Below are 19,615 nucleotides of genomic sequence, written 5' to 3' on the forward strand. Positions count from 1 at the left end.
TCAGTCCGCCGGTGCGAGGGTCATGAGACCGCAGCCGTATGCCTTGGCCTTACCGATGCCCTGGATGAGGACGCGGCGCAGGGCTGAGGGGTCGGTCACTTCCAGGCGGCCGTCGTAAGTGACGGTCGTGAGTGTCACCCGGTTCGGGCAGCCTGTGCCCGGGCCGCGTTTACTGAAGTCGAGGTGACGCTGGTCGCGGATGACGACCTGGTATGCGTCACCGTGCGTGGTGTGCTGCCGGTCGGCGGGTTTCGCCACCAGGCAGAAGCCGGAAGCCTCCTGACGCTGCAGCAGCCAGCCCAGCTGGTGCTTGGGGGTGAGGTGGGCGGTGCGTTTGGTGGGGACACCATCCCGGTTGCGAACACTGTGCACGGGGTTGGCGGTGAGGCGGAAGTTCCAGGTGCTGCCTTTGTCTAGGCGGTCGAGGAACGCCGCATAGTCGTAGGTCTGCCAGCCGAGCGTTCCGGAGGCGGCCGCGGCAGGCCAGCCCGCCTGTTCTACGAGGTGAGTGAGGTCTGGCCGGTGGGCGCTCGCCACATACAGAAGGACCTCGGCACTCGCGTTTCGGTCAATACGCCACAAGACGCGCGGCACGTTCGGGGTGCTGGGCAGGATCTGCGGGAAGGCGGACATGACGGCGGCGTGCATAGTTTGCGGTGAGGAGAGCACCTGCCGGGCGGCGGGCCGCGCGGTGTTGATGCGGAATCGGGTCAGGAACATCAGGCGCCGTCCAGAAGGCTTGTCGGGTCGTGCGCGGGAACGCCACGGTTGCCGGGCAGTCGCCGGGCGTGGGGGTTGGTGACGGTCACCGTCGTGTGGTGCACGGCGCGCAGGGCGTAGCGCCGGTGGCGTGGGTCGAAGCTGAGCGGGTGGTCGCGCATCGTGTCCCCGAGGGCCCCACCGGTCGTGTCGCCGCGGGCGTCCATGAGGACCGGCAGAACCACGGTTGTCTCGCGCCATCGATGCTTTTGGTACCACTCGGATGCCCGCCATGGCTCGTTCGCCAGTACGCCTTCCAGCTCAGCCTTGGTGTGGACACCGAGGTCGAGCGGGCGCGAGGGCGGACAGGAACGGCGGCCGAGGTAGGGCAGGTAGCGCGGCGCCCGCAGCGCCTGAGCCAGCTCGGTGATGAGGTCGTCGCCGCCTTGCAGGGCAGCGACGAATACCGCGTCTGACAGGTAGTAGCGGTCGGAGACGGGCATGGCGGCATTGGTGTCGGCGTGGTGTGCGGTCTGGAAGTCCCGGATCCGGGTGCCCGGCTGGTCCACGCGTACGCCAAAACGCAGCGCGGCGAGCGCGGAGAGGTCAGCATCGCGCTCCAGGCCCTGGGCAGCGGCGAGCAGGCCGATGACGCCGCTTTTCGTGGGCGTATTCTCGGTGGTCCGCCGAGCGAAGCGGGCCGCGGCCCCCCACGATTGCAGGGGTCCGGCCAACTGGAGGGCCAGGACACTCATCGGCGCGGCTCCAGCCGGTCGGCGACCGCCGCGCCCACCGTTTCGACGAGGTGCTTCAGGCTCGGGGATTCCGTGCCGATGCCGGAGATCTTCTCGGTCGCCGGGCCGACGCGCAGCACCCAGGTCTCGGTGTCCTCGTCGCCGTAGGCCTGTTCGATCGCCGGGATGTAGTCGGCCAGGCGGGCGCACGCGCCTTCCAGGTGTCCGCCCAGCTCGTCGGCTGCCACGGGCTTTTCGAAGGCGGAGACGAAGCTGATGGGGCGGGCCGCACGCAGTTTCACAATGACGGCGTCCGGCAGGGTGTGGTTACCGAACGTGTTGATCTTTCCGGTGGGCAGGGAGGCGACGAACCCGTTCACGAATGCTTCCACGGCCCGGCGGACCGGGGTCGCCGCAGGCTCGTCCGCGTCCAGGCCCTTGCCGAGGTTGCGCTCAAGCAGATCGACGTCGATGGCGGCGTAGCGGTAGAGGGTGGCGGAGTTGAAGTCGATGGTGCCGATCATTCCGGCGCCGGGTTCTGCATCGGTGTTGCGGTCATCGACAGCGGTGAAGTAGTCGGATTCCGGCACCACTTGGTGGACGCTCAGCGCGTGGGCGACTTGGGCGGCTGCGTCGACGTTGATGTCGGCGGAGTCGGCCACCATACGGCCGAACAGGGCGATGTCCACGGAGTGCCGGGTGTCGGCGATCCGCTTCGCCCTCGCCTTGTTCTCCTTGTCTTTCAGGAACGCCTTGATGTCTTGCGCGCCCTCGATGGCCAGGTCTGCCAGTCCGTCGAGCTGGCGGGCGCTGAGGAACATCAGATACGAGGACTCAGGCGCGGGCTCCTGTGTGCCGTTCTTCTTCGCGGCATCCGCCTTCCGTTTGGGCGGTTCGATCTTTGACCCGGTGGCGGTCTGGAGTGTCTCGGCGGCGATCTCCAGCGCGTGGGCGCTGTCGAGGGAAGGGGTGCGGGCGGTGATGCGCTCGGCGAGCAGCTCGGCGACGCGCTTGGTACGCACTCCCAGCTCGGCCGTGTCCAGCAGATCGGTGAAGTAGCGGCGTGTGGCTCGCTTCCATGCCTGGCTGGAGACGCGGGCGCGACTGACGCCCCCGTAGATCGCGGACTTCGGGGCGCCGGTGTCGTCGCGGTTGAGGTTGCTCGGCGGGACGGTCTGCAGAGCGTGCACGTCGAGGATGATGCGGCTGGTCACTGGGCGTCCTTCGGGTCGATGCCGTCGTTGGCGGTGGGAGGCTCGGTAGAGGTGTCGCTCTGCTGCGATCGGTGGGCGTGGAAGGAGCGGCCCCAGGAGCGGCGTACGTCGTCGCGGGCGGCGATGTGCTGCCAGCGGTGGAGCTGGTCGGCCAGCAGGGCGTAGTCGAGGCTGATTTCGTCGCGGCGCAGCAGTGTCACCAGCTCGCGCAGCCGGACGGCCAGGACTGCCAAGGTGGGGGCGGAGCCGGCCCGGACAAAACGCTGGCGCACCGGCTCGTCGATCTCGCCGCCGGGCATCAACGCACGTACGGCCGCACCGAGTTCGAGACCGCCGCTGCGGTGCATGGCCATCTGGCGGGACTGCTGGTGCAGTGCCCACAGCGTCAACGCGGCATAGACCGCGTTCTGCGCCCGGACCTGGTCGTCCTCACGGGCGAGGCCGGGGTCGTCGTGCAGCTTGCCGAGGTCGATCAGGCCCCACAGGTCGGGTACCGCAAGCGGGTCTTTGCCCGCGCCGCGGCGCAACCGGGCGAGAACGGCAACCGCCTCGGAGCGGTCCGCGAGATAGCCGGGCTGCAGGCGCCGAATCTGGTCGCCGACGAGGATTCCTGCGGCCCCCAGTTGGGTCTTGGTCTGGGGCCGGGAAGTGGTGGTCATGCGGGCTCTACCTTCGTGCAGTCGGGGCGGGACGCGCCATCGGTGTTGGCTATCACGGAATCGGGCTCAGACACACGGTCGTATGCGAGCGGGAGGCGCTCCTTGAGCCGGGCGCGGAAGTGTAGATCGGCGGAGGCGGCGTTGAGCCACCACTGGCCCTTGGCGTGGTCGACGACCCGGCCCTGCCAGGCTGCTTCACCGGCCGCGGCGACAAGCGCGTCGCCGATCGTGGTGACCCCGCGATGGGCCGTCCGCTGCCAGGTGACGCGAAGCTCTTGCGGATCGTCGCCGTCACGGATGGCTGCGAGCCAAGTCCGGTACAGGCCGTCCAGCGCGCCGAACCCTCGGTCGCGGGCCGTGGTCTTGGGAGCGTCGGGGTCGCTGCCGGCGGCTTGCGCCAGGTCGCCGGCGAGGTGGCCCAGGACGGTGACGGCGGCTTCGGCGTCCGCCACGGCCTCAACAGCCACCTGGCCCAGACGGCGGTCGCTGTCGCTGAGAACGGCGACAGCCATCATGAGACCATCATCAGTGATCTCATCGATCACCGACTGCTGGGTCCCGTATACCGCTCCGTACGTGCGGACGCGGACCAACGTGCCCTTGGGCAGGGCGCGTTCATTGACGAGCTGAGCCAGCCAGCCGATGATCCCGGGCCGCAGTGCGGACGGTGGCTCGCCGCGGGCAGCGGTGTCCTGGTCCCGTGGGGCGATCAGTGCGGCAAGTCCCCGCCAGGCGGCACGGGATGGGTCGTGCTCACGAGGCATGTAGACCAGTGGGCGTCCGAGCTTCTTCTCCTGCGGCTGGCTGCGCCGCCAGGCGGACATGGGCTCCCGTTGGTGCATGTTCTGCGGGGCGAGCGGGTCGCCGTAGGTGAGGACGACCCCGTGCACACCGTCCGTATCGGCATGGAGCAACAGTCGGCGAGACTGCCAGGTGTACAGGTCACGGACGCCATAGGGTCGCTGGGCCAGGTCAGCGGCGGCGCCCGGGGCGGCTGGCGCGCGCCTCCAGGCGGGGCGGTCTTCGCCGTCCGACGCGACCAGGCCACTGTCGGCGGCGATAAGGTTCAGCACGAGCGTCTCACGCAGCGTCATCCCCTCGGCGAGGACGCCGCCGAGCCCACCCGCCCAGGCGACCCCTTGCGGATATGCCTTTCCCGCCACGGCCCGACCATCCCCGACCACCCCGGTCTTGATGCCCGACGTGTCGTAGGCCTGCGCGTGCACCACCCACCGGGCCGCCTCCGCGAAAGAGATCCTCTCGGCGCCCAGGGCGCGCATGGTGAAGAACGGCTCGCCGTTGGGCACGTCGGCGACGATCCGATTCAGGGAAAAGATCTCGCCCTTGGGCGTGTGCAGATTGGCGGTCTGGAAGAAGGGTGCCGCCTCGTCCAGGAGGTCGAACCGCTCCCAGTGGGCGTCCAGGTAGTCCAGCACCGTCGCGAACGAGTCTTCGTCCTCCCACAACTCCACCCATGCGTCGACGTCCTGGGGAGCGTCGAGCGCGTCGTGGAGGATCGCGAGCAGGAGTCGTATCAGGGCGAAGTCCTGCGTGGGGATGTCCCCGGCGAGCCGCCGGATCTCTGCTGCTTGGGCGAAGACTCCCCGCAGGGACAGCTCTAATTCTTGGCCGTCTAATAACTGCACCGGCAGCCACGGCCGGCTGGTCAGGTCGAACGACAGTGTGCCGTCCACTCCCCTGGCCGCCTGATCATCCGTCACGTCGCACCTCAAGTCCGTCGATAGGGCTGTAGCTGAGGACAAAGCCTGCCAGTCGGGTCTGACAATCGGCCTGAACAGGCAAAATGAGCTCTCCAGCCAGCCACACACTGTCCTTGGACTGCCAGGCTCGGACACAGAACTCCTCCAACTCGGCGATCACCTGATCGATGACCTTGAGCTGCGCGAGCTGGAGCGGCAGCCGCAGCCCGCACGCCGCAGCCGCCTTTGCCGCCCTCGCCGGGGGTACCGCGTCCTGGGGCAGCGGCAGCCCACCCCGCCCGTCACCGATCCAGTCCACGGTCGTCAAGGACCCGTCCGGATGCCGCTGGACGACGATGACCTCCAGGCTCTCCTGACTGTCACGCACCTGCGCCCTCCCGGCCCGGGTGTCGTCCGCGTCCCCGGCACCGCCCGCCACCCAGCCGGTCAACGGCCGGCCGGCTTTCGCCCGTGTACCGAGCCGGAAGGTATCCGCAAGCCGCTTCTTCTCCGTCTGCTTGCGCTCGTGCTCCTGGCGGGCCTCGTCCATCGCCCCGGCCCACTGTGGCAGTCCCACCGGCCGTTCTCCGTACGCTTGCTGCACCAGCGGGCTGATGTCCTGCGGCAGTCGTACGGGAGTGTCCTCACCGCCCAGATGCGGCGCGAGGACAGCCAAGGCCCGCAGCAGCGCATGCCGCCCGTAGACCAGCACCGAACCACGCACCGGCTCGGGTGGCGCGCCCGCCCAGTCGACGCCGGTCACCAGGCAGCGCGGCTCACGCAGCCGTTCAGGCCGTGCCCCGCGCCGGTGCCGGTGAAGACGCCCCATCCGCTGCAGAACCAGGTCTACCGGCGCGAGATCGGTGACCAGCAGGTCGAAGTCGATATCCAGGGACTGCTCGGCGACCTGACTGGCCACCACGATGTGCCGCCGCGGCCGCTGCGAAGGCAACAGACCAAACCGGTCCAGCAGATCGGCGTCCTTCGCCGCCCTATCCACGTCGATGAACCGGGCGTGCGCCACCGTGACAGCATCCGCACCGAGCCGTTCGCGTAGTGCCTTCGCCGTCTCCAGCACACGGTTCACGGTGTTGCGCACGACCAGAGCGCAGCCGCCATCGGCCAACTCGGCTTCCAGCCTGTCCGCCAACACCACCAGGCCGTCATCGAGGGCCTCGATACGCACCACGCTCGCGCGCCCGGACGCCCCAGGGAACTCCATCAACGGCGGATGACCTGGGGCGACAGCAGTCAGCAGCGGATAGCCGTCAGCCTCCTCCACCGCACGGTACGTCCCCGCCGCCACCCCCGCGTACGCCTCCGCCAGCATCCGGCGCCGCGCGGCCGGCAGTGTCGCCGACAGCACCACCACCGGCACCCGGTAGGCACCCAGCCAGGACAGCACCCGGTCGAGATAGGAGTTCATATACGCGTCGTAGGCGTGCGCCTCATCGATCACGACGACCTTCCCCGCGAGCGCGAGATGCCGCAGCGCCAGGTGACGGCTCTTCAGCCCGGCGAACAGCAGCTGGTCGACCGTGCCGACCGTGAACGACGACAGCATCGCCTTCTTCCGGCCGCGCAGCCATGCGTGCGCGACCAACTCCGCCGGCGCGGCCCGACGAGCGGCCCCCGGCGGTGGCAGCTCTTCTGTGCCTTCCACGTCGATGGCGGCGATTGTCTGACGCGAGGCCCGCATCAGCCCGTCGAAGTCCTGGTTCAACGCTGCTTTGGAGTGCACCAGTTGCACTGACAGGCGCTGCCCCTCTGTGACCGGGAGCCGGTCCAACCATGTCAGCAGCCTTGGGAACATCGCGTTGCCGGTGGCCATCGTCGGCAGCGCGAAGAAGACGCCTCCCGCACCGGCACGCGCCGCGAACACCTCCGCAACGGCCAGCGCCGCCTCCGTCTTGCCCTCACCCATCGGCGCTTCGACGACCATCAGGCCGGGCACCGGCATCTCCCGCGCGAGCCGCACAGCCGCCTCCTGTACCGGCCGCGGTGAAGCCCCAGCCAGCAGGTCGAACCGGGCGGCGAACAGCTCGGCGACCGACTCCCGCGGTATCTCCGGGCGCCACGGCTCGGGCAGGTCCAGCCCCCGCCAGGCAGCGGCGATCCGCTCGTCATCCGTCCGGGCTGCGGCATCGGGGAAGTACGGGAACAGGTCGCGGTTGCTCGCGATCCAGTCCGCGACGATGACCAGCGCGGACAGCAGCACCTGCACGGGCTGCGACAGCTTCGCCCTCCCCCAGTCGGCCAGACGGCCCGCCACACCGAACTCCATGGCGCAGAAGTCCAGCAGCTCGGTCTGCACCTGCCGCCACACGTCCTCGCTCAGCCCCGGCGTCCGCAGCAGCTCCGGGTGGCATTCAAGGTCGTAGATATGCGGATGCTCGGGCGGCGCGCCGTGATGCCCGCCCACGACGACCGCGAACTGGGCTGTGCATCGTCCGGGCCACCCCTGCTCACCCTCCAGCCACTCCTGCAACAGGAGTTGCCCGGCCAGTCCGTGCGGAGCCAGGCGCCGATCCATCCCGAGCTCCCGCCGGTACGGCATCGCAAGCCCCGCCGCCCGCATCCGATCCGCCAGAGCATCCACCTGGCAGGCGAACGCCGGTGTCGCTTTCCCGATGTCGTGCACTCCCGCCAGCCACACCACCAGCTGACGCGCATCCCCCATACCCCCCGGCAGCGCCTCCGCGACAAGAAGCCGCACGCTCTGCGGAATCCACCGATCCCACAGCAGCCCGGCCACCGCGGCACTGTCCGCCATGTGCCGCCACAGCGGCAGCCACGCATCCGTACCAGCATCGTGCTTAGCCCACACCGCACGAGCCGCACCAGAAAGCCCGGAACCCACAACACCCCGTGAAAATCCCCGCACTTCATGCATGCCGACATCCAAGTACACTCGCCTGCACGCCGCGCCGACATCCCCAGTTTTCCGTAGCAGCAGCCGTCCCTCCGGCCGAGCACTCCCCGGCGGCCAATCGCCTTTCCAGGCACGCTCACGGGGGAGCCGGCCCCACACCAACTCAAGACCTACCCCATTTAACCCATGTTTCGATCGGTTTGCTCCAGATGTCGAGTTTGAAGAAAGTGCTTCATTTCCCGGCCGCCGCTTCGTAAAACCGCAGGTCGCGGAGTCTGCTCCCCGCCCGCGCGGGGATGGTCCCGCGGCGACGGCGATGTCGAACTGATAGGTGATCTGCTCCCCGCCCGCGCGGGGATGGTCCCTGCCCGGTCGACATGGTGATGTTCTGCTCGGTCTGCTCCCCGCCCGCGCGGGGATGGTCCCGGCACGACTGGGAGGAGGCGCAGGACAGCCGCCTGCTCCCCGCCCGCGCGGGGATGGTCCCTCAAGCTGCTCCAGGCGCAGTTCCCCACGGCGCTGCTCCCCGCCCGCGCGGGGATGGTCCCGCGCCTGCTGAAGAAAAATGCGGGCTTCTTTTCTGCTCCCCGCCCGCGCGGGGATGGTCCCTGCCCGGTCGACATGGTGATGTTCTGCTCGGTCTGCTCCCCGCCCGCGCGGGGATGGTCCCGCGCCTGCTGAAGAAAAATGCGGGCTTCTTTTCTGCTCCCCGCCCGCGCGGGGATGGTCCCGTCGCCCGCGCCCTACAGCGCCGCCTGGAGGCCTGCTCCCCGCCCGCGCGGGGATGGTCCCAGGAGGCCCCCCCGGATCCAAATTCACCGTCTCTGCTCCCCGCCCGCGCGGGGATGGTCCCGAGTTAGCTACTGTGCGTGCAAAGCGTGATCACTGCTCCCCGCCCGCGCGGGGATGGTCCCGGCGGCCCGTGGTTCGCGGGGGGCGCGGTCAGCTGCTCCCCGCCCGCGCGGGGATGGTCCCGAGGGGCTGAGCCGTCCCCTGGTGCGCGGCGCCTGCTCCCCGCCCGCGCGGGGATGGTCCCGCCAGCACGGCCTGCCCGAGGGCTGCGGTGGCCTGCTCCCCGCCCGCGCGGGGATGGTCCCCCGGGATCCGCCCGCGGATCGCCGAAGTTGCGCTGCTCCCCGCCCGCGCGGGGATGGTCCCACCCTGCTCGCCGCGTACGGCGCGGGACTGGTCTGCTCCCCGCCCGCGCGGGGATGGTCCCCGCCAGCATGCGCCTTCTTCGCGAAGTCGTTCCTGCTCCCCGCCCGCGCGGGGATGGTCCCTCGGCGTCCGGGTCGGCCGGGGGGACGGGGCGCTGCTCCCCGCCCGCGCGGGGATGGTCCCGGGCTGCGACATGGGTTATCCCCTCCCGTTCGCTGCTCCCCGCCCGCGCGGGGATGGTCCCCCGGCGGTGGGGTAGGTGCCGTCCTGGTAGGACTGCTCCCCGCCCGCGCGGGGATGGTCCTCCGACGTTCGTTCCCCCGTCGGGATTGGGGCTCTGCTCCCCGCCCGCGCGGGGATGGTCCCTGCCGTGATGGCCCCTCACCTCCCGCGACACGCTGCTCCCCGCCCGCGCGGGGATGGTCCCGCGGCGATCTGCACGGGCAGGGCGACGATGGCCTGCTCCCCGCCCGCGCGGGGATGGTCCCTCGTTGCGGCGCGGGCCGAGCACGGGACGGCGCTGCTCCCCGCCCGCGCGGGGATGGTCCGGGCTCGGGCGCGAACTTGTCTTCGTAGCGGCGCTGCTCCCCGCCCGCGCGGGGATGGTCCCGACACCAGGCGGCGGCGCTACTGGTTCCTTGCCTGCTCCCCGCCCGCGCGGGGATGGTCCCGTCCCCAACCCCAACCCTGCGACTGCGCCGGCCTGCTCCCCGCCCGCGCGGGGATGGTCCCTGGTGGGATGACTGGTGGGGCAGCGTCACCGGCTGCTCCCCGCCCGCGCGGGGATGGTCCCGGCACGGAACAGGCGCCGGCTAGCCCGCAGGCCTGCTCCCCGCCCGCGCGGGGATGGTCCCACGAGCAGGAACACGCAGGAGGCGAGGATCAGCTGCTCCCCGCCCGCGCGGGGATGGTCCCTACGCACCCCTCGCGCTCGTCGTGGCTCTCATCTGCTCCCCGCCCGCGCGGGGATGGTCCTTCCGCTTTGAGGGCGACCGTGCCGGTCGCAGCCTGCTCCCCGCCCGCGCGGGGATGGTCCCGGGCCGTCAACATCGTTGCGGGCACCGGCGGTCTGCTCCCCGCCCGCGCGGGGATGGTCCCGCGATCAAGGCCGTGGTGTCGGTGGCGCTGGCCTGCTCCCCGCCCGCGCGGGGATGGTCCCGCGCCTGCTGAAGAAAAATCCGGGCTTCTTTTCTGCTCCCCGCCCGCGCGGGGATGGTCCCACCCCGGACAGCGCCGTCCCCTTGATCATCATCTGCTCCCCGCCCGCGCGGGGATGGTCCCCCCGCCGGCGTGCCCGGCCTGGACCGGGCGATCTGCTCCCCGCCCGCGCGGGGATGGTCCCCACCCCCACTCGTGGCAGAGTCGGTGCACGCTGCTCCCCGCCCGCGCGGGGATGGTCCCGGCCCCGGCTGCAGGGGCGCGACGTTGTACGTCTGCTCCCCGCCCGCGCGGGGATGGTCCCGGCCCCGGCTGCAGGGGCGCGACGTTGTACGTCTGCTCCCCGCCCGCGCGGGGATGGTCCCGACGTCGTCGGACTGCCGTGACGTCAGGAGGTCTGCTCCCCGCCCGCGCGGGGATGGTCCCTCCACCCTGAGCAGGGCGACATGTACGAGCAGCTGCTCCCCGCCCGCGCGGGGATGGTCCCGAGGCGGGTGCGGCGCTCGGCGAGCTCGGCGCCTGCTCCCCGCCCGCGCGGGGATGGTCCCGCGGTCTACGAGTCGTTCGCACGCCTCCAGGACTGCTCCCCGCCCGCGCGGGGATGGTCCCGGGCCGTTCCTGATCAACGGACTCAACACGCGCTGCTCCCCGCCCGCGCGGGGATGGTCCCAAGGGCGGCTTCCGCAGGTTCCGGGGCCCGGCCTGCTCCCCGCCCGCGCGGGGATGGTCCCCGGAGACGGAGCCCGCGATCTTCACCCCTGTCCTGCTCCCCGCCCGCGCGGGGATGGTCCCCCTCCGATGCGGGTCAGCAGCAGGTCGACGGCCTGCTCCCCGCCCGCGCGGGGATGGTCCCCTGGGTCATGCGTCATGCATGAGGTGTGACCGACTGCTCCCCGCCCTCGCGGGGATGGTCCCGGGGGAACCCTCAACGGCCAGAAGCCGGAGGACTGCTCCCCGTCCGCGCGGGGATGGTCCCATCGCCACGGTCGCGACCGCACTGAATGCGATCTGCTCCCCGCCCGCGCGGGGATGGTCCCGCCACGTTGTACATGTGGGACAGGTGGTCGAGTTGCTCCCCACCCGCGCGGGGATGGCCCCACCCCAGCCTGGTCCCCGCTGGGCAAGCTGGTCGGGAACCCGTTCAACGGCACCCCTCCACGTCGGTGAGTCCGAAACGGCTGCTTCGCCGCCGTGCAGAACCGTCTAACCTGCGACCATGATTCGTGCTGTGGTGTTCGATGTCGGTGAGTGCCTTGTTGACGAGACCCGGGAATACGGGACTTGGGCGGACTGGCTGGGGGTACCCCGGCACACCTTCGCGGCGATGTTCGGGGCGGTCATCGCTCAAGGGCGGGACTACCGGGAGACGTTCCAGGAGTTCCGGCCCGGGTTCGATCTGACCGAGGAGCGGGCGAAGCGCGCGGCGGCCGGGCAGCCCGAGTGGTTCGGCGAGGACGACTTGTACCTGGATGTGCGGCCGACGCTGGCTGCCCTACGCGAGGCCGGGCTGTGGGTGGGCATCGCCGGGAACCAGACCGTGCGGGCCGGCGGTCTGCTGCGTGGGCTGGACCTTCCCGCCGACATGATCGCCACTAGTGACGACTGGGGTGCGTCGAAGCCGGATGTGGCCTTCTTCGAGCACGTCATCGAGGCCACGCCTGCCGAGCCGGGCGAGATCCTGTACGTGGGTGACCGGCTCGACAACGACATCCGCCCCGCCGTTCAGGCAGGACTGTTGACGGCCCTGATCCGGCGTGGCCCTTGGGGCACGATCCAGCAGCACGACCCGGACGCGGACGCGATCACGACATTGCGCGTCAACTCGCTCGCGGAGCTGCCGGAGAAGATCGCCAAATTCAATGTTGAAGGGCGCTGACCGTCGTACCCCAGTCGTAAAGACGGTCGTCGAGGTTCCGTACGCACTGCTCGTTCTGCCAGGGAGTGAGTGTGCGGCGTACCTCGCGGACGCGGTCCATCCCGGTGGCGTACCAGGTGATCGCCAACTGGTCGAGGGCCTGGATGGCGTAGCGGCACGCCTCCTCCGGCCTTCCGTCGGCGGCTTCGACCGCGGCGAGGTCGCCGAGGACGACAGTGCGCTGTTTCGCCGACTCGGGCGGCAGGCCGTCGAGCACGTCGTGGAGTGTCTGGCGCGCTTGCGGGATGTGGCCGGCCTTCAGTTGCGTGTTCCCTTTGAACGCGGACAGGCGGACGGGGCTGAACCAGTCCAGCCACTCGGGAGTGGTGTGCTCGGCGCCTTCGGAGAGGATGTCCTCAGCCCGGCGGATCAATCGCAGCGCCGCGTGGGTATCTCCGCAGCGAGTTTCGCACTCCGCCTCGACGGCATCCAGCCACGCCCAGAATTCTGCTGACGCCTGTCCGCGGCGGGCGTACGTGCGGGCGGCCGTCATGCGCTCGGCCGCAGCGTTCCGGTCCTCCGCCCAGCCCGGGATGAAGGCCATGTGCGCGAGGATGGCCGCTCCGAGCAGGGGGTCGTCCGCTTCGCTTGCAGCCTGCAGCGCCCGCAGGAGGGTTTCAACGGCCCGTTCCGGCTGCCGCAGGTCGAAGAACTCGATGCGGCCAGCCAGCAGATAGGACTCGGCCAGTGCGGCTGCAAGCGTCCGACGGGCGGGATTCGCCGTCTCCGGCAGGAGGGCACAGCCGAGACGGGCGTGTTCCAGGACCGCTGGGTGCAGTACGGCAGGGGCGACGGACCAGTACAAGTGCCGATGCGAGCGCGTGACGGACCCGAAGTCTCGTCCGATGGTGACCGGTTGTGTCGTGGCTGCCTGTTGAGCGGGCACGGATGCCAGTCGCGCCGCGGGGGGAGAAGTGTGCGGGGCGGTGTCGGTCGCCATGCCCGGATGGGACCGTGCGTTCCCCCAAGGAGGGGTGAAGCCGAGGTCTTCCATGTTCTGTCCCAAGAGATGGGTCAGGACCCGGTGCACATCGGGCTGCGGCCAGGGCGGTGTGGCGGACTCCCAGCGCCGCACCTGCCGGACGCCGACGGCAAGCCCCCTGATGCCGAGGGTCAGTGCTGCTTTGGTGATGGCGTCAGCCAATGCCTGCTGGGAGTTGTAACCGGCAGCCAGGCGGGCGGCCTTGAGCCTGGTGTTGCCTGCGGGACGGGACATGAATCACCTCCGGGGCGAGCTCTCCGTCCAGGGTGACATGCGACGTCCTCACAGCGGCGAGGAATCACCCATCTGGCATCAAGTAAGCCCTGTCTACGTCCTCTTGATGACCTATCAGAGTCCTCGAAGAGGACCTGTCGGGGTCTGCATGATGAGGCGGGCAACACCATCCTCTTGGGTTTCTACCTCGCGAGTTCGTCGCTGGCTCCGAGCATTTCGCAGGCGACCAACAAGGTGGTGAACCTGATCGGCCAAATCAAATGCTCAGCCAGGCCCACGACGCACCGCCACTTCGCACGAACTCATCCGACTTCGTCCCCGCCCAAGGATTCTCGATGCTCAATCATGCTCCGATTCCGCCCCCTTCAACTCCCCGATCTCGGCCTCGCATCGTGTACGGAACACGGCGTCGAACGCTGGCCGCCACGCTCCAGGCAGCACAGTCCTTACGGCTGATGCACCTCGGTGGCGAGAAATGATGCGGGGCGGGGAGGAGAGCCTGCGCGGCTTCGCCCCGGTCTATCACCCTGCGGGGTTCGACCAGGAGCTGCGGGCGGTGCTCGCGGATCTTCAGCTGGGGCGTTGGCTGGCGGTGCGGGATTTGCTGGCGCGGACCGGGGGTGATTGGGCGTTGCGGACGTCGCGGACGCAGGTGTTGGCGGTGGCGGCGGCGCGTACGGATGCGGTGGAGGCGTGGCTGGCGGAGGAGCCGGGGAGCGCGGATGCGGTGGTGATGCGGGCCCGGGTCGCCGTGGAGCGGGCTGTGCATGCCCATCGTGGTGGAGACGCGGCGGCGGGTGTGCTGGAGCGGGAGGCGCGGCAGATGTGTCTGCTCGCGGCACGCCGGGTTCCGGCGGATCCGGTGCCGTGGGTGGCGCTACTCGCGTTGGCGCAGGTGGATGTGGGTCTTGAGTGTGGGGAGCATTGGCGGGTGGCGTGGGAGGTGATGCTGCCGGCCGGGCCGTGGGGTTTGCTGGCGCGGGTGGGTGAGCGGGACCCGGCAGGTTCCCGGGAGGCGTTTCACCGGATGCTCCAGTTCTTCTACGCCTGCCCGCACACATCGGTGGCGGACGCGATCAACTTCGCCCAGTGGACGGTGTCCTGGGCCCCGGCCGGCTCACCGCTGCGGATGCTGCCGCTGTATGCCTATATGGAGAGTTACTGGCGTCACCGGCAGGACGGGACACTCGACCTGTTGCAGCACCGGCAGTGGTCGCGTGAACCGGTGGTCCACTACGTGCGGCGCGCCTTCCACGGCTGGAGCGACCGGCCCGCACCCGCGACGTCGGTGGTGGATCTCAACTATCTAGCGCACGCGCTGTGGGCGGGGCACCAGTACGCGGATGCGGCGAAGGTGTTCCGGGCCCTCGACCGGTACGCCACGCGGCTGCCGTGGGCGTACGTGTGTGACGATCCGGGCCGTCCGGAGTCGGCGGTGCGGGAGTTCGTCCGCGCCCGCGCCCAGTGCCTGACCACCACCCGCACCCGCACCGCCCCCTCCCCGAAGCACCGGCTCCGCTTCATCTGACCCCTCATCCCTGTCTCTCCGACGTCAGAAACCAGGAACTCCAGAATGTCATATACACATCAGCAACCTCCCGATGTGCATGCCGACGACGAGCACCTGCGGGAACTCGGTTACAAGCCGCAGTTGTTCCGGCGGATGGGCGGCTTCGGGAACGCGGCCGTGTCGTTCTCCGTGATCAGCGTGCTGACCGGCTGCATGACCATGTACGGCTACGGCCTGTCCACCGGCGGCCCCTCCGTGATGATCTGGGGCTGGGTCGCCGTCGGCGGCATGGTCCTGTTCGTCGGCGCGGCCCTGGCCGAGGTGACCAGCGCCTACCCCACCAGTGGCGCCTTGTTCTTCATGGCCGACCGACTTGGTGGGAAACGCTGGGGCTGGTACACCGGCTGGCTCAACCTCCTCGGCTTATTGGGCGGGATCGCCAGCATCGACTACGGGTGTGCCCAGTTCACGGGGGCGTTCCTCGATCTCCAGTACGGCTTCGAGCCGACTCCCGCCAAGACGTTGTGGATCTTCTTCGGGATTCTGGGCCTGCATGCGCTGTTGAACCTGTTCGGGGTCCGCCTGGTGTCGGTGCTGAACGCGGTGAGTGTGTGGTGGCATCTGGCCGGTGTCGCCGTCATTGTCGCGGCCCTGACGATCGTGCCCTCTCGCCACCAGTCCGCGGACTTCGTGTTCACGAAGTTCGTCAACGGCACCGGCTGGTCCAGCAGCCTGTATGTGATCGCGATCGGGCTGCTGGTGGCGCAGTACACCTTCTCCGGCTACGACGCCTCGGCCCACCTGTCGGAGGAGACCACGCACGCCTCGGTGGCCGCGCCGCGCGGGATCATGCGGGCCATCACCTGGTCCTGGATCGCGGGGCTGGTGCTGCTGGTCGGGCTGACCTTCGCCATCCAGGACTACCCCGGCACCCAGACCACCCCCACCGGGGTGCCCCCGGCGCAGATCTTCATCGACGCGCTCGGTCTGGGCGGTGCCAAGGTGCTCCTCCTGGTGGTGATCGTGGCGCAGTTGTTCTGCGGGAACGCGGAGACGGCGGCGTGCAGCCGGATGGTGTTCGCGTTCTCCCGGGACGGTGCGCTGCCCGGGCAGCGGTGGTGGACGCGGACCGACAATGCCAGCCGGACCCCTCGGGCGGCGGTGTGGTTGTCGGTGACGGTGGCGGGGGTGCTGGCGTTGCCGTCGCTCTACAGTCCGACCGCCTATGGGGCGGTCGTCGCGATCAACGTGGTCGGGATCACCCCCGCCTACGCCATCCCCGTCTATCTGCGGATCCGGCACCGCGACCGCTTCACCCCCGGCCCCTGGAACCTCGGCCGCTGGAGCATCCCCATCGGCATCATCGCCGTCGTGTGGGTGGCGTTCGTGACCGTGTTGTTCTGCCTGCCCCAGACGAAGCCCGCCGCCGGTGGGCTGGTCACGGTGGACACCTTCAACTACGCCCCCGTCGCCCTCGCGGCCGCTTTGTTGCTGGCCGCCGCGTGGTGGCGGATCGCCGGGCGCCGCTACGACGTCCCCGCGATCGCCGCCGACAGGGAACTGTCCAAGATCCAGCAGGAGATCGTCTGATGGCCACCACCCCGCACACGTTCAGCAAGATCCCCCGCCTGAGCACCCCGCCCACCCCCAACAGCCCCAGCGCGAAGCGGCGCCCGCGGGCCGGTGTGCTGAGCCTGCCCGCCCTGCGGGCGGCAGTCGAGGCCGGGCGGGTCGACACGGTGATGCTCGCGGTGCCCAACCCCCAGGGCCAGCTGAAGGGCAAACGCTACGGCGCCCGCCACTTCCTTGACCGCGTCGCCCTGGACGGCGCGCAGATGTGCCTGTACCTGCTGGCCACCGACGTGGAGATGACACCGGGCTGCGGCTTTGACCTCACCTCCTGGGAGACCGGGTTCGAGGACACCACCGTGGTCCCCGACCCATCCACGCTGCGCCGGCTGCCCTGGATGCCGCGCACCGTGGCCGTCCTGGGCGACCCCGTCGGGGCCGGCGAGGAGCTGGTGGACGTGGCGCCCCGGCAGATCCTGCGCACCCAACTGGCCCGCCTCGCCTCGCTCGGGCTGCACGCCCAGGTGGGCCTGGAGACCGAGTTCCTGCTCTACCGCGGCACCTACACCCAAGCCACCCGCATCGCGCCCAGCGGGATGGTGCCGGCCGCCGAGCACAATCTGGACTACGCCCTCGACCACACCCCCCGGCTCGACCGCTACCTCCGCCGCCTCCAGGCCGCCCTCGACGGGGCGGGGATGGCCGTGGAGGCCATCAAGACCGAAGGCGCACCCGGACAGGTCGAGGTCACCTTCCCGCACAGCGGCGCACTATCCGCCTGCGACCGGCACGTGCTGTTCAAGCACGCCGCCCGCACACTGGCGGCACGGGTAGGCATGACGGCGACATTCATGGCCGCACCCGAAACCGCCATCGCCAGCGGTCTCCACCTGCACCTCTCCCTCACCCGCAACGGCACCCCGATACTCCCCACCCCCGACGGCGAACTCTCCACGATGGGCAAGAGCGCGGTGGCGGGTCTGCTGGAGGCGCTGCCGGGACTTGCCCCGCTGTACGCACCGAACGTCAACTCCTACAAACGGTACCTGCCCGACTCCTTCGCCCCCACCCGCATGACCTGGGGCTACGACAACCGCACCTGCGCCATCCGCATCACCGGCCACGGCGACGGACTACATGTGGAGGTGCGCGTCGGTGGGGCGGATGCAAACCCGTACCTGCTGGCCGCGGCGGCCCTGGCCGCGCTGTTCCACGGCATCAGCCGCAGTCTCACCCCGCCGCCCGCCTGCGACTCCAACGCCTACGCCGCGTCCGACACGGCCCTGCTGCCGCTGACGTTGGAGCAGGCCCGCTCCGCGTTCCGGCACAGCCCCATGGCCCGGGAGGCGTTCGGCATCGAGGTGGTCGACCACTACGCACGTCTCGCACAGATCGAGATCGACCACCAGCGTGCCACCGTCACCGATGCCGAGCGGGACCGCTGGTTCACCCGCGCCTGAACACCGCAACCGGCCCGGCTGCCCACCCCCCTGCTGATCACCGACCTGTCCCGAGGAGTTCGCTGTGCCCGCCCAGAACCAGACCCATCCAGCCCGCCGCAGTACGGCAGGTGCGGCTGAGCCCGCCGTCCGGGAGTCGTCCCCGCCGGTACTCGCCACCGCTCTGGTGGTGGACACCCAGGGCCGGATGCTGGTGCTGTCCATGCCCCGCCCCACCGGTGGTGCGGTGGTGTGTCTGCCGAGCGTGCAGGCCACCGGCGCCCACGCCCCGGAAGTGGAACTCGCCGACACGCTGTACAGCCGGTTCGGGGTACACCCGCAGCATTTGAAGCGGCTGCTGGCCGTCGACTGCGAACAGCTGTCCCCCATCCTCACCGTCGTCAGCCATCTCCACCTGGTTGGTCCGCTTGATGAGCACCAGGTCCGCGCCGTGACAACACCGCCCCTGCTGACCGGGCGGTGGCTGGCGCCCGAGGCGGCGATCCCCCTCCTGCCCGCACCCGCCGCCAGCCGGTTGCGGGCCGCCGTCACGGCCTGGCACACCGGCTCCATCGCCCACCTGGCGGCCGGCCGGGTGCAGTTCGGGTCCCCCGCCGGATTCCCACCCACTCAGCGCGCCCAGCTGGAGGAATCCTGGGCCCTCGACCCCGACCTCCACCAGACCCTGCGCCCCAAAGTCCTCGCCGAGACAAACGTCCTGCTCACCGACCCGGCCGGCCACGCCCTTCTACTCCACCCCACCTCTTCCGCCCTCGACCAGACCTGGCACCTGCCCGGCAGCGGGATCGACAGCGATACCGGGGAGGGCCCACGCGAAGCCGCCCGCCGTATCCTGCGCGACCAGCTCAACCTCGACCTCCCCGTCGGGCGACTGCTGGCCGTGGACTGGACCAACGGCACACCCCAGTTGTCCCGCATCACGTACACCTTCCACGGCGCCACCCTCGGCGAACACGACCTCGCCCGCATCCGTCTCAACCCTCGCGAACACACCGAGTGGCGCATAGCCAGCGGTGACGACAGCAAGGACCTGGTCCGCGAACCGCTGCTCCGGCGCCTCGATGCCTGTCTGACCGCGCTGTGGAACAACACCGGCCCCCTGGAACTGACCTCCGGCACCCCCTCCCACTGAGCCGCGTCTGCAAGGAGAAGCCGGTGATTCGCGATGAACTCAGATCCGCACTGCCCGCTGTGCATCGCGCGCGCCCACACAGCGGGCCATCCCGCGCCGGAGGAACCCGAACCCGAGCCGCCTCTCTCGCCGATCGCGGCTCTCACCGGCTGTGGAGTCGCGCTCCTGGTCGTCGCAGCCTGGAGCCTCTTCATGTGGTTTCTGTTCACTGCCTTCGGCTGACTCGGCGAGCCGAGCGGACGTGCCGCAACGGCAGGAGGATGCGGCAGTGGGCAGGGCGGCTGACCTGAAGCGGTCCTCACTCCGCGCAATGGGAGGCACTTCACAGAGAACTTCGCCCGCATCCGGGTGGAGGAACCGAGAGAGAAGGAGCACCACATGGCACCGCACGCCGAGCAGTCGCAACCGGCTCGGACCGGTCTGCTGCTGGCCGTTGAGGAACTGGCCGCTGTCCAGGACCGTTACGACAGCCTCCGCTCCGACAACGCCGGATCGTCCGGGGACGCCCCCTGGCCGGGCGGCGACGGCAACCTGACCGACGTCGAATAGCCCGCTGAGGGTGGAGGCCCGCACCCTGTGCGGGCCTCCATCGGTGGTCCGTCCCACCAAGAGGAGAGTC

At 70.1% G+C, this 19,615-nt stretch carries 13 protein-coding genes and 1 CRISPR repeat array; of the genes, 6 read left to right on the forward strand and 7 right to left on the reverse strand.

Features of this window, described 5'->3' with window-relative positions; genetic code table 11:
• The 6 genes from cas6e to cas3 are packed head-to-tail and all read right to left on the reverse strand — an operon-like array spanning position 1 to position 7,899.
• Positions 1-720: a type I-E CRISPR-associated protein Cas6/Cse3/CasE gene (gene cas6e / locus ACGFRG_RS05525; RefSeq protein WP_393261575.1), complete on the reverse strand. Its 720-nt coding sequence runs from the start codon at positions 718-720 to the stop codon at positions 1-3.
• Complete coding sequence (cas5e, locus tag ACGFRG_RS05530; RefSeq protein ID WP_393261578.1) at positions 720-1,454, reverse strand: type I-E CRISPR-associated protein Cas5/CasD; 735 nt, start codon at positions 1,452-1,454, stop codon at positions 720-722. Before cas5e ends, cas6e begins: the two co-directional genes overlap by 1 nt.
• A complete protein-coding gene (gene cas7e / locus ACGFRG_RS05535) occupies positions 1,451-2,647 on the reverse strand; it encodes a type I-E CRISPR-associated protein Cas7/Cse4/CasC (protein ID WP_393261581.1) in 1,197 nt (398 codons plus the stop codon). The genes cas5e and cas7e overlap by 4 nt, the downstream gene beginning before the upstream one ends.
• Entirely contained in the window at positions 2,644-3,306 is a 663-nt protein-coding gene (gene casB, locus ACGFRG_RS05540) for a type I-E CRISPR-associated protein Cse2/CasB (RefSeq protein ID WP_393261584.1), read from the reverse strand. The genes cas7e and casB overlap by 4 nt, the downstream gene beginning before the upstream one ends.
• A complete protein-coding gene (gene casA / locus ACGFRG_RS05545; RefSeq protein ID WP_393261587.1) occupies positions 3,303-5,000 on the reverse strand; it encodes a type I-E CRISPR-associated protein Cse1/CasA in 1,698 nt (565 codons plus the stop codon). Before casA ends, casB begins: the two co-directional genes overlap by 4 nt.
• 16 nt (positions 5,001-5,016) lie before the next feature.
• Positions 5,017-7,899: a CRISPR-associated helicase Cas3' gene (gene cas3 / locus ACGFRG_RS05550; protein WP_393261838.1), complete on the reverse strand. Its 2,883-nt coding sequence runs from the start codon at positions 7,897-7,899 to the stop codon at positions 5,017-5,019.
• A 254-nt stretch (positions 7,900-8,153) separates the two neighbouring features.
• A CRISPR array of direct repeats spans positions 8,154-11,292; the repeat unit is 29 nt; unit sequence CTGCTCCCCGCCCGCGCGGGGATGGTCCC.
• Between the two features lie 118 nt (positions 11,293-11,410).
• On the opposite strand from cas3, the gene ACGFRG_RS05555 reads away from it, so the two are divergent.
• A complete protein-coding gene (locus tag ACGFRG_RS05555; RefSeq protein WP_393261590.1) occupies positions 11,411-12,070 on the forward strand; it encodes an HAD family hydrolase in 660 nt (219 codons plus the stop codon).
• On the opposite strand, the gene ACGFRG_RS05560 is transcribed toward ACGFRG_RS05555, so the two are convergent.
• The gene (locus tag ACGFRG_RS05560) at positions 12,051-13,325 is read right to left on the reverse strand and encodes a transcriptional regulator (RefSeq protein ID WP_393261593.1); all 1,275 of its coding nucleotides are present in this window, start codon (positions 13,323-13,325) and stop codon (positions 12,051-12,053) included. The two genes, ACGFRG_RS05555 and ACGFRG_RS05560, sit on opposite strands and share 20 nt — an antisense overlap.
• A 475-nt stretch (positions 13,326-13,800) precedes the next feature.
• Here ACGFRG_RS05560 and ACGFRG_RS05565 point away from each other — a divergent pair, with 475 nt between their 5' ends.
• From ACGFRG_RS05565 to ACGFRG_RS05585, 5 genes are all read left to right on the forward strand, one after another.
• Positions 13,801-14,853, forward strand: a complete 1,053-nt coding sequence (locus tag ACGFRG_RS05565; RefSeq protein ID WP_393261595.1) for a hypothetical protein — start codon at positions 13,801-13,803, stop codon at positions 14,851-14,853.
• 45 nt (positions 14,854-14,898) lie between these two features.
• Positions 14,899-16,425, forward strand: a complete 1,527-nt coding sequence (locus tag ACGFRG_RS05570) for an amino acid permease (protein WP_393261598.1) — start codon at positions 14,899-14,901, stop codon at positions 16,423-16,425.
• The gene (locus ACGFRG_RS05575) at positions 16,425-17,864 is read left to right on the forward strand and encodes a glutamine synthetase family protein (protein WP_393261601.1); all 1,440 of its coding nucleotides are present in this window, start codon (positions 16,425-16,427) and stop codon (positions 17,862-17,864) included. Before ACGFRG_RS05570 ends, ACGFRG_RS05575 begins: the two co-directional genes overlap by 1 nt.
• Before the next feature lie 64 nt (positions 17,865-17,928).
• The gene (locus ACGFRG_RS05580) at positions 17,929-18,996 is read left to right on the forward strand and encodes an NUDIX domain-containing protein (RefSeq protein WP_393261604.1); all 1,068 of its coding nucleotides are present in this window, start codon (positions 17,929-17,931) and stop codon (positions 18,994-18,996) included.
• A gap of 378 nt (positions 18,997-19,374) precedes the next feature.
• A complete protein-coding gene (locus ACGFRG_RS05585) occupies positions 19,375-19,545 on the forward strand; it encodes a hypothetical protein (protein ID WP_393261606.1) in 171 nt (56 codons plus the stop codon).
• Positions 19,546-19,615: the final 70 nt, after the last annotated feature.

Source organism: Streptomyces sp. NPDC048696 (genome assembly GCF_043198895.1).
GTDB lineage: Bacteria > Actinomycetota > Actinomycetes > Streptomycetales > Streptomycetaceae > Streptomyces.

What these genes read in the sequence shown, in the direction of transcription:
- cas6e (WP_393261575.1), bottom strand. Translation starts at nt 720, where the DNA reads ATGTTCCTGACCCGATTCCGCATCAACACCGCGCGGCCCGCCGCCCGG.
- cas5e (WP_393261578.1), bottom strand. Translation starts at nt 1,454, where the DNA reads ATGAGTGTCCTGGCCCTCCAGTTGGCCGGACCCCTGCAATCGTGGGGG.
- casB (WP_393261584.1), bottom strand. Translation starts at nt 3,306, where the DNA reads ATGACCACCACTTCCCGGCCCCAGACCAAGACCCAACTGGGGGCCGCA.
- cas3 (WP_393261838.1), bottom strand. Translation starts at nt 7,899, where the DNA reads ATGCATGAAGTGCGGGGATTTTCACGGGGTGTTGTGGGTTCCGGGCTT.
- ACGFRG_RS05555 (WP_393261590.1), top strand. Translation starts at nt 11,411, where the DNA reads ATGATTCGTGCTGTGGTGTTCGATGTCGGTGAGTGCCTTGTTGACGAG.
- ACGFRG_RS05560 (WP_393261593.1), bottom strand. Translation starts at nt 13,325, where the DNA reads ATGTCCCGTCCCGCAGGCAACACCAGGCTCAAGGCCGCCCGCCTGGCT.
- ACGFRG_RS05565 (WP_393261595.1), top strand. Translation starts at nt 13,801, where the DNA reads ATGATGCGGGGCGGGGAGGAGAGCCTGCGCGGCTTCGCCCCGGTCTAT.
- ACGFRG_RS05570 (WP_393261598.1), top strand. Translation starts at nt 14,899, where the DNA reads ATGTCATATACACATCAGCAACCTCCCGATGTGCATGCCGACGACGAG.
- ACGFRG_RS05575 (WP_393261601.1), top strand. Translation starts at nt 16,425, where the DNA reads ATGGCCACCACCCCGCACACGTTCAGCAAGATCCCCCGCCTGAGCACC.
- ACGFRG_RS05585 (WP_393261606.1), top strand. Translation starts at nt 19,375, where the DNA reads ATGGCACCGCACGCCGAGCAGTCGCAACCGGCTCGGACCGGTCTGCTG.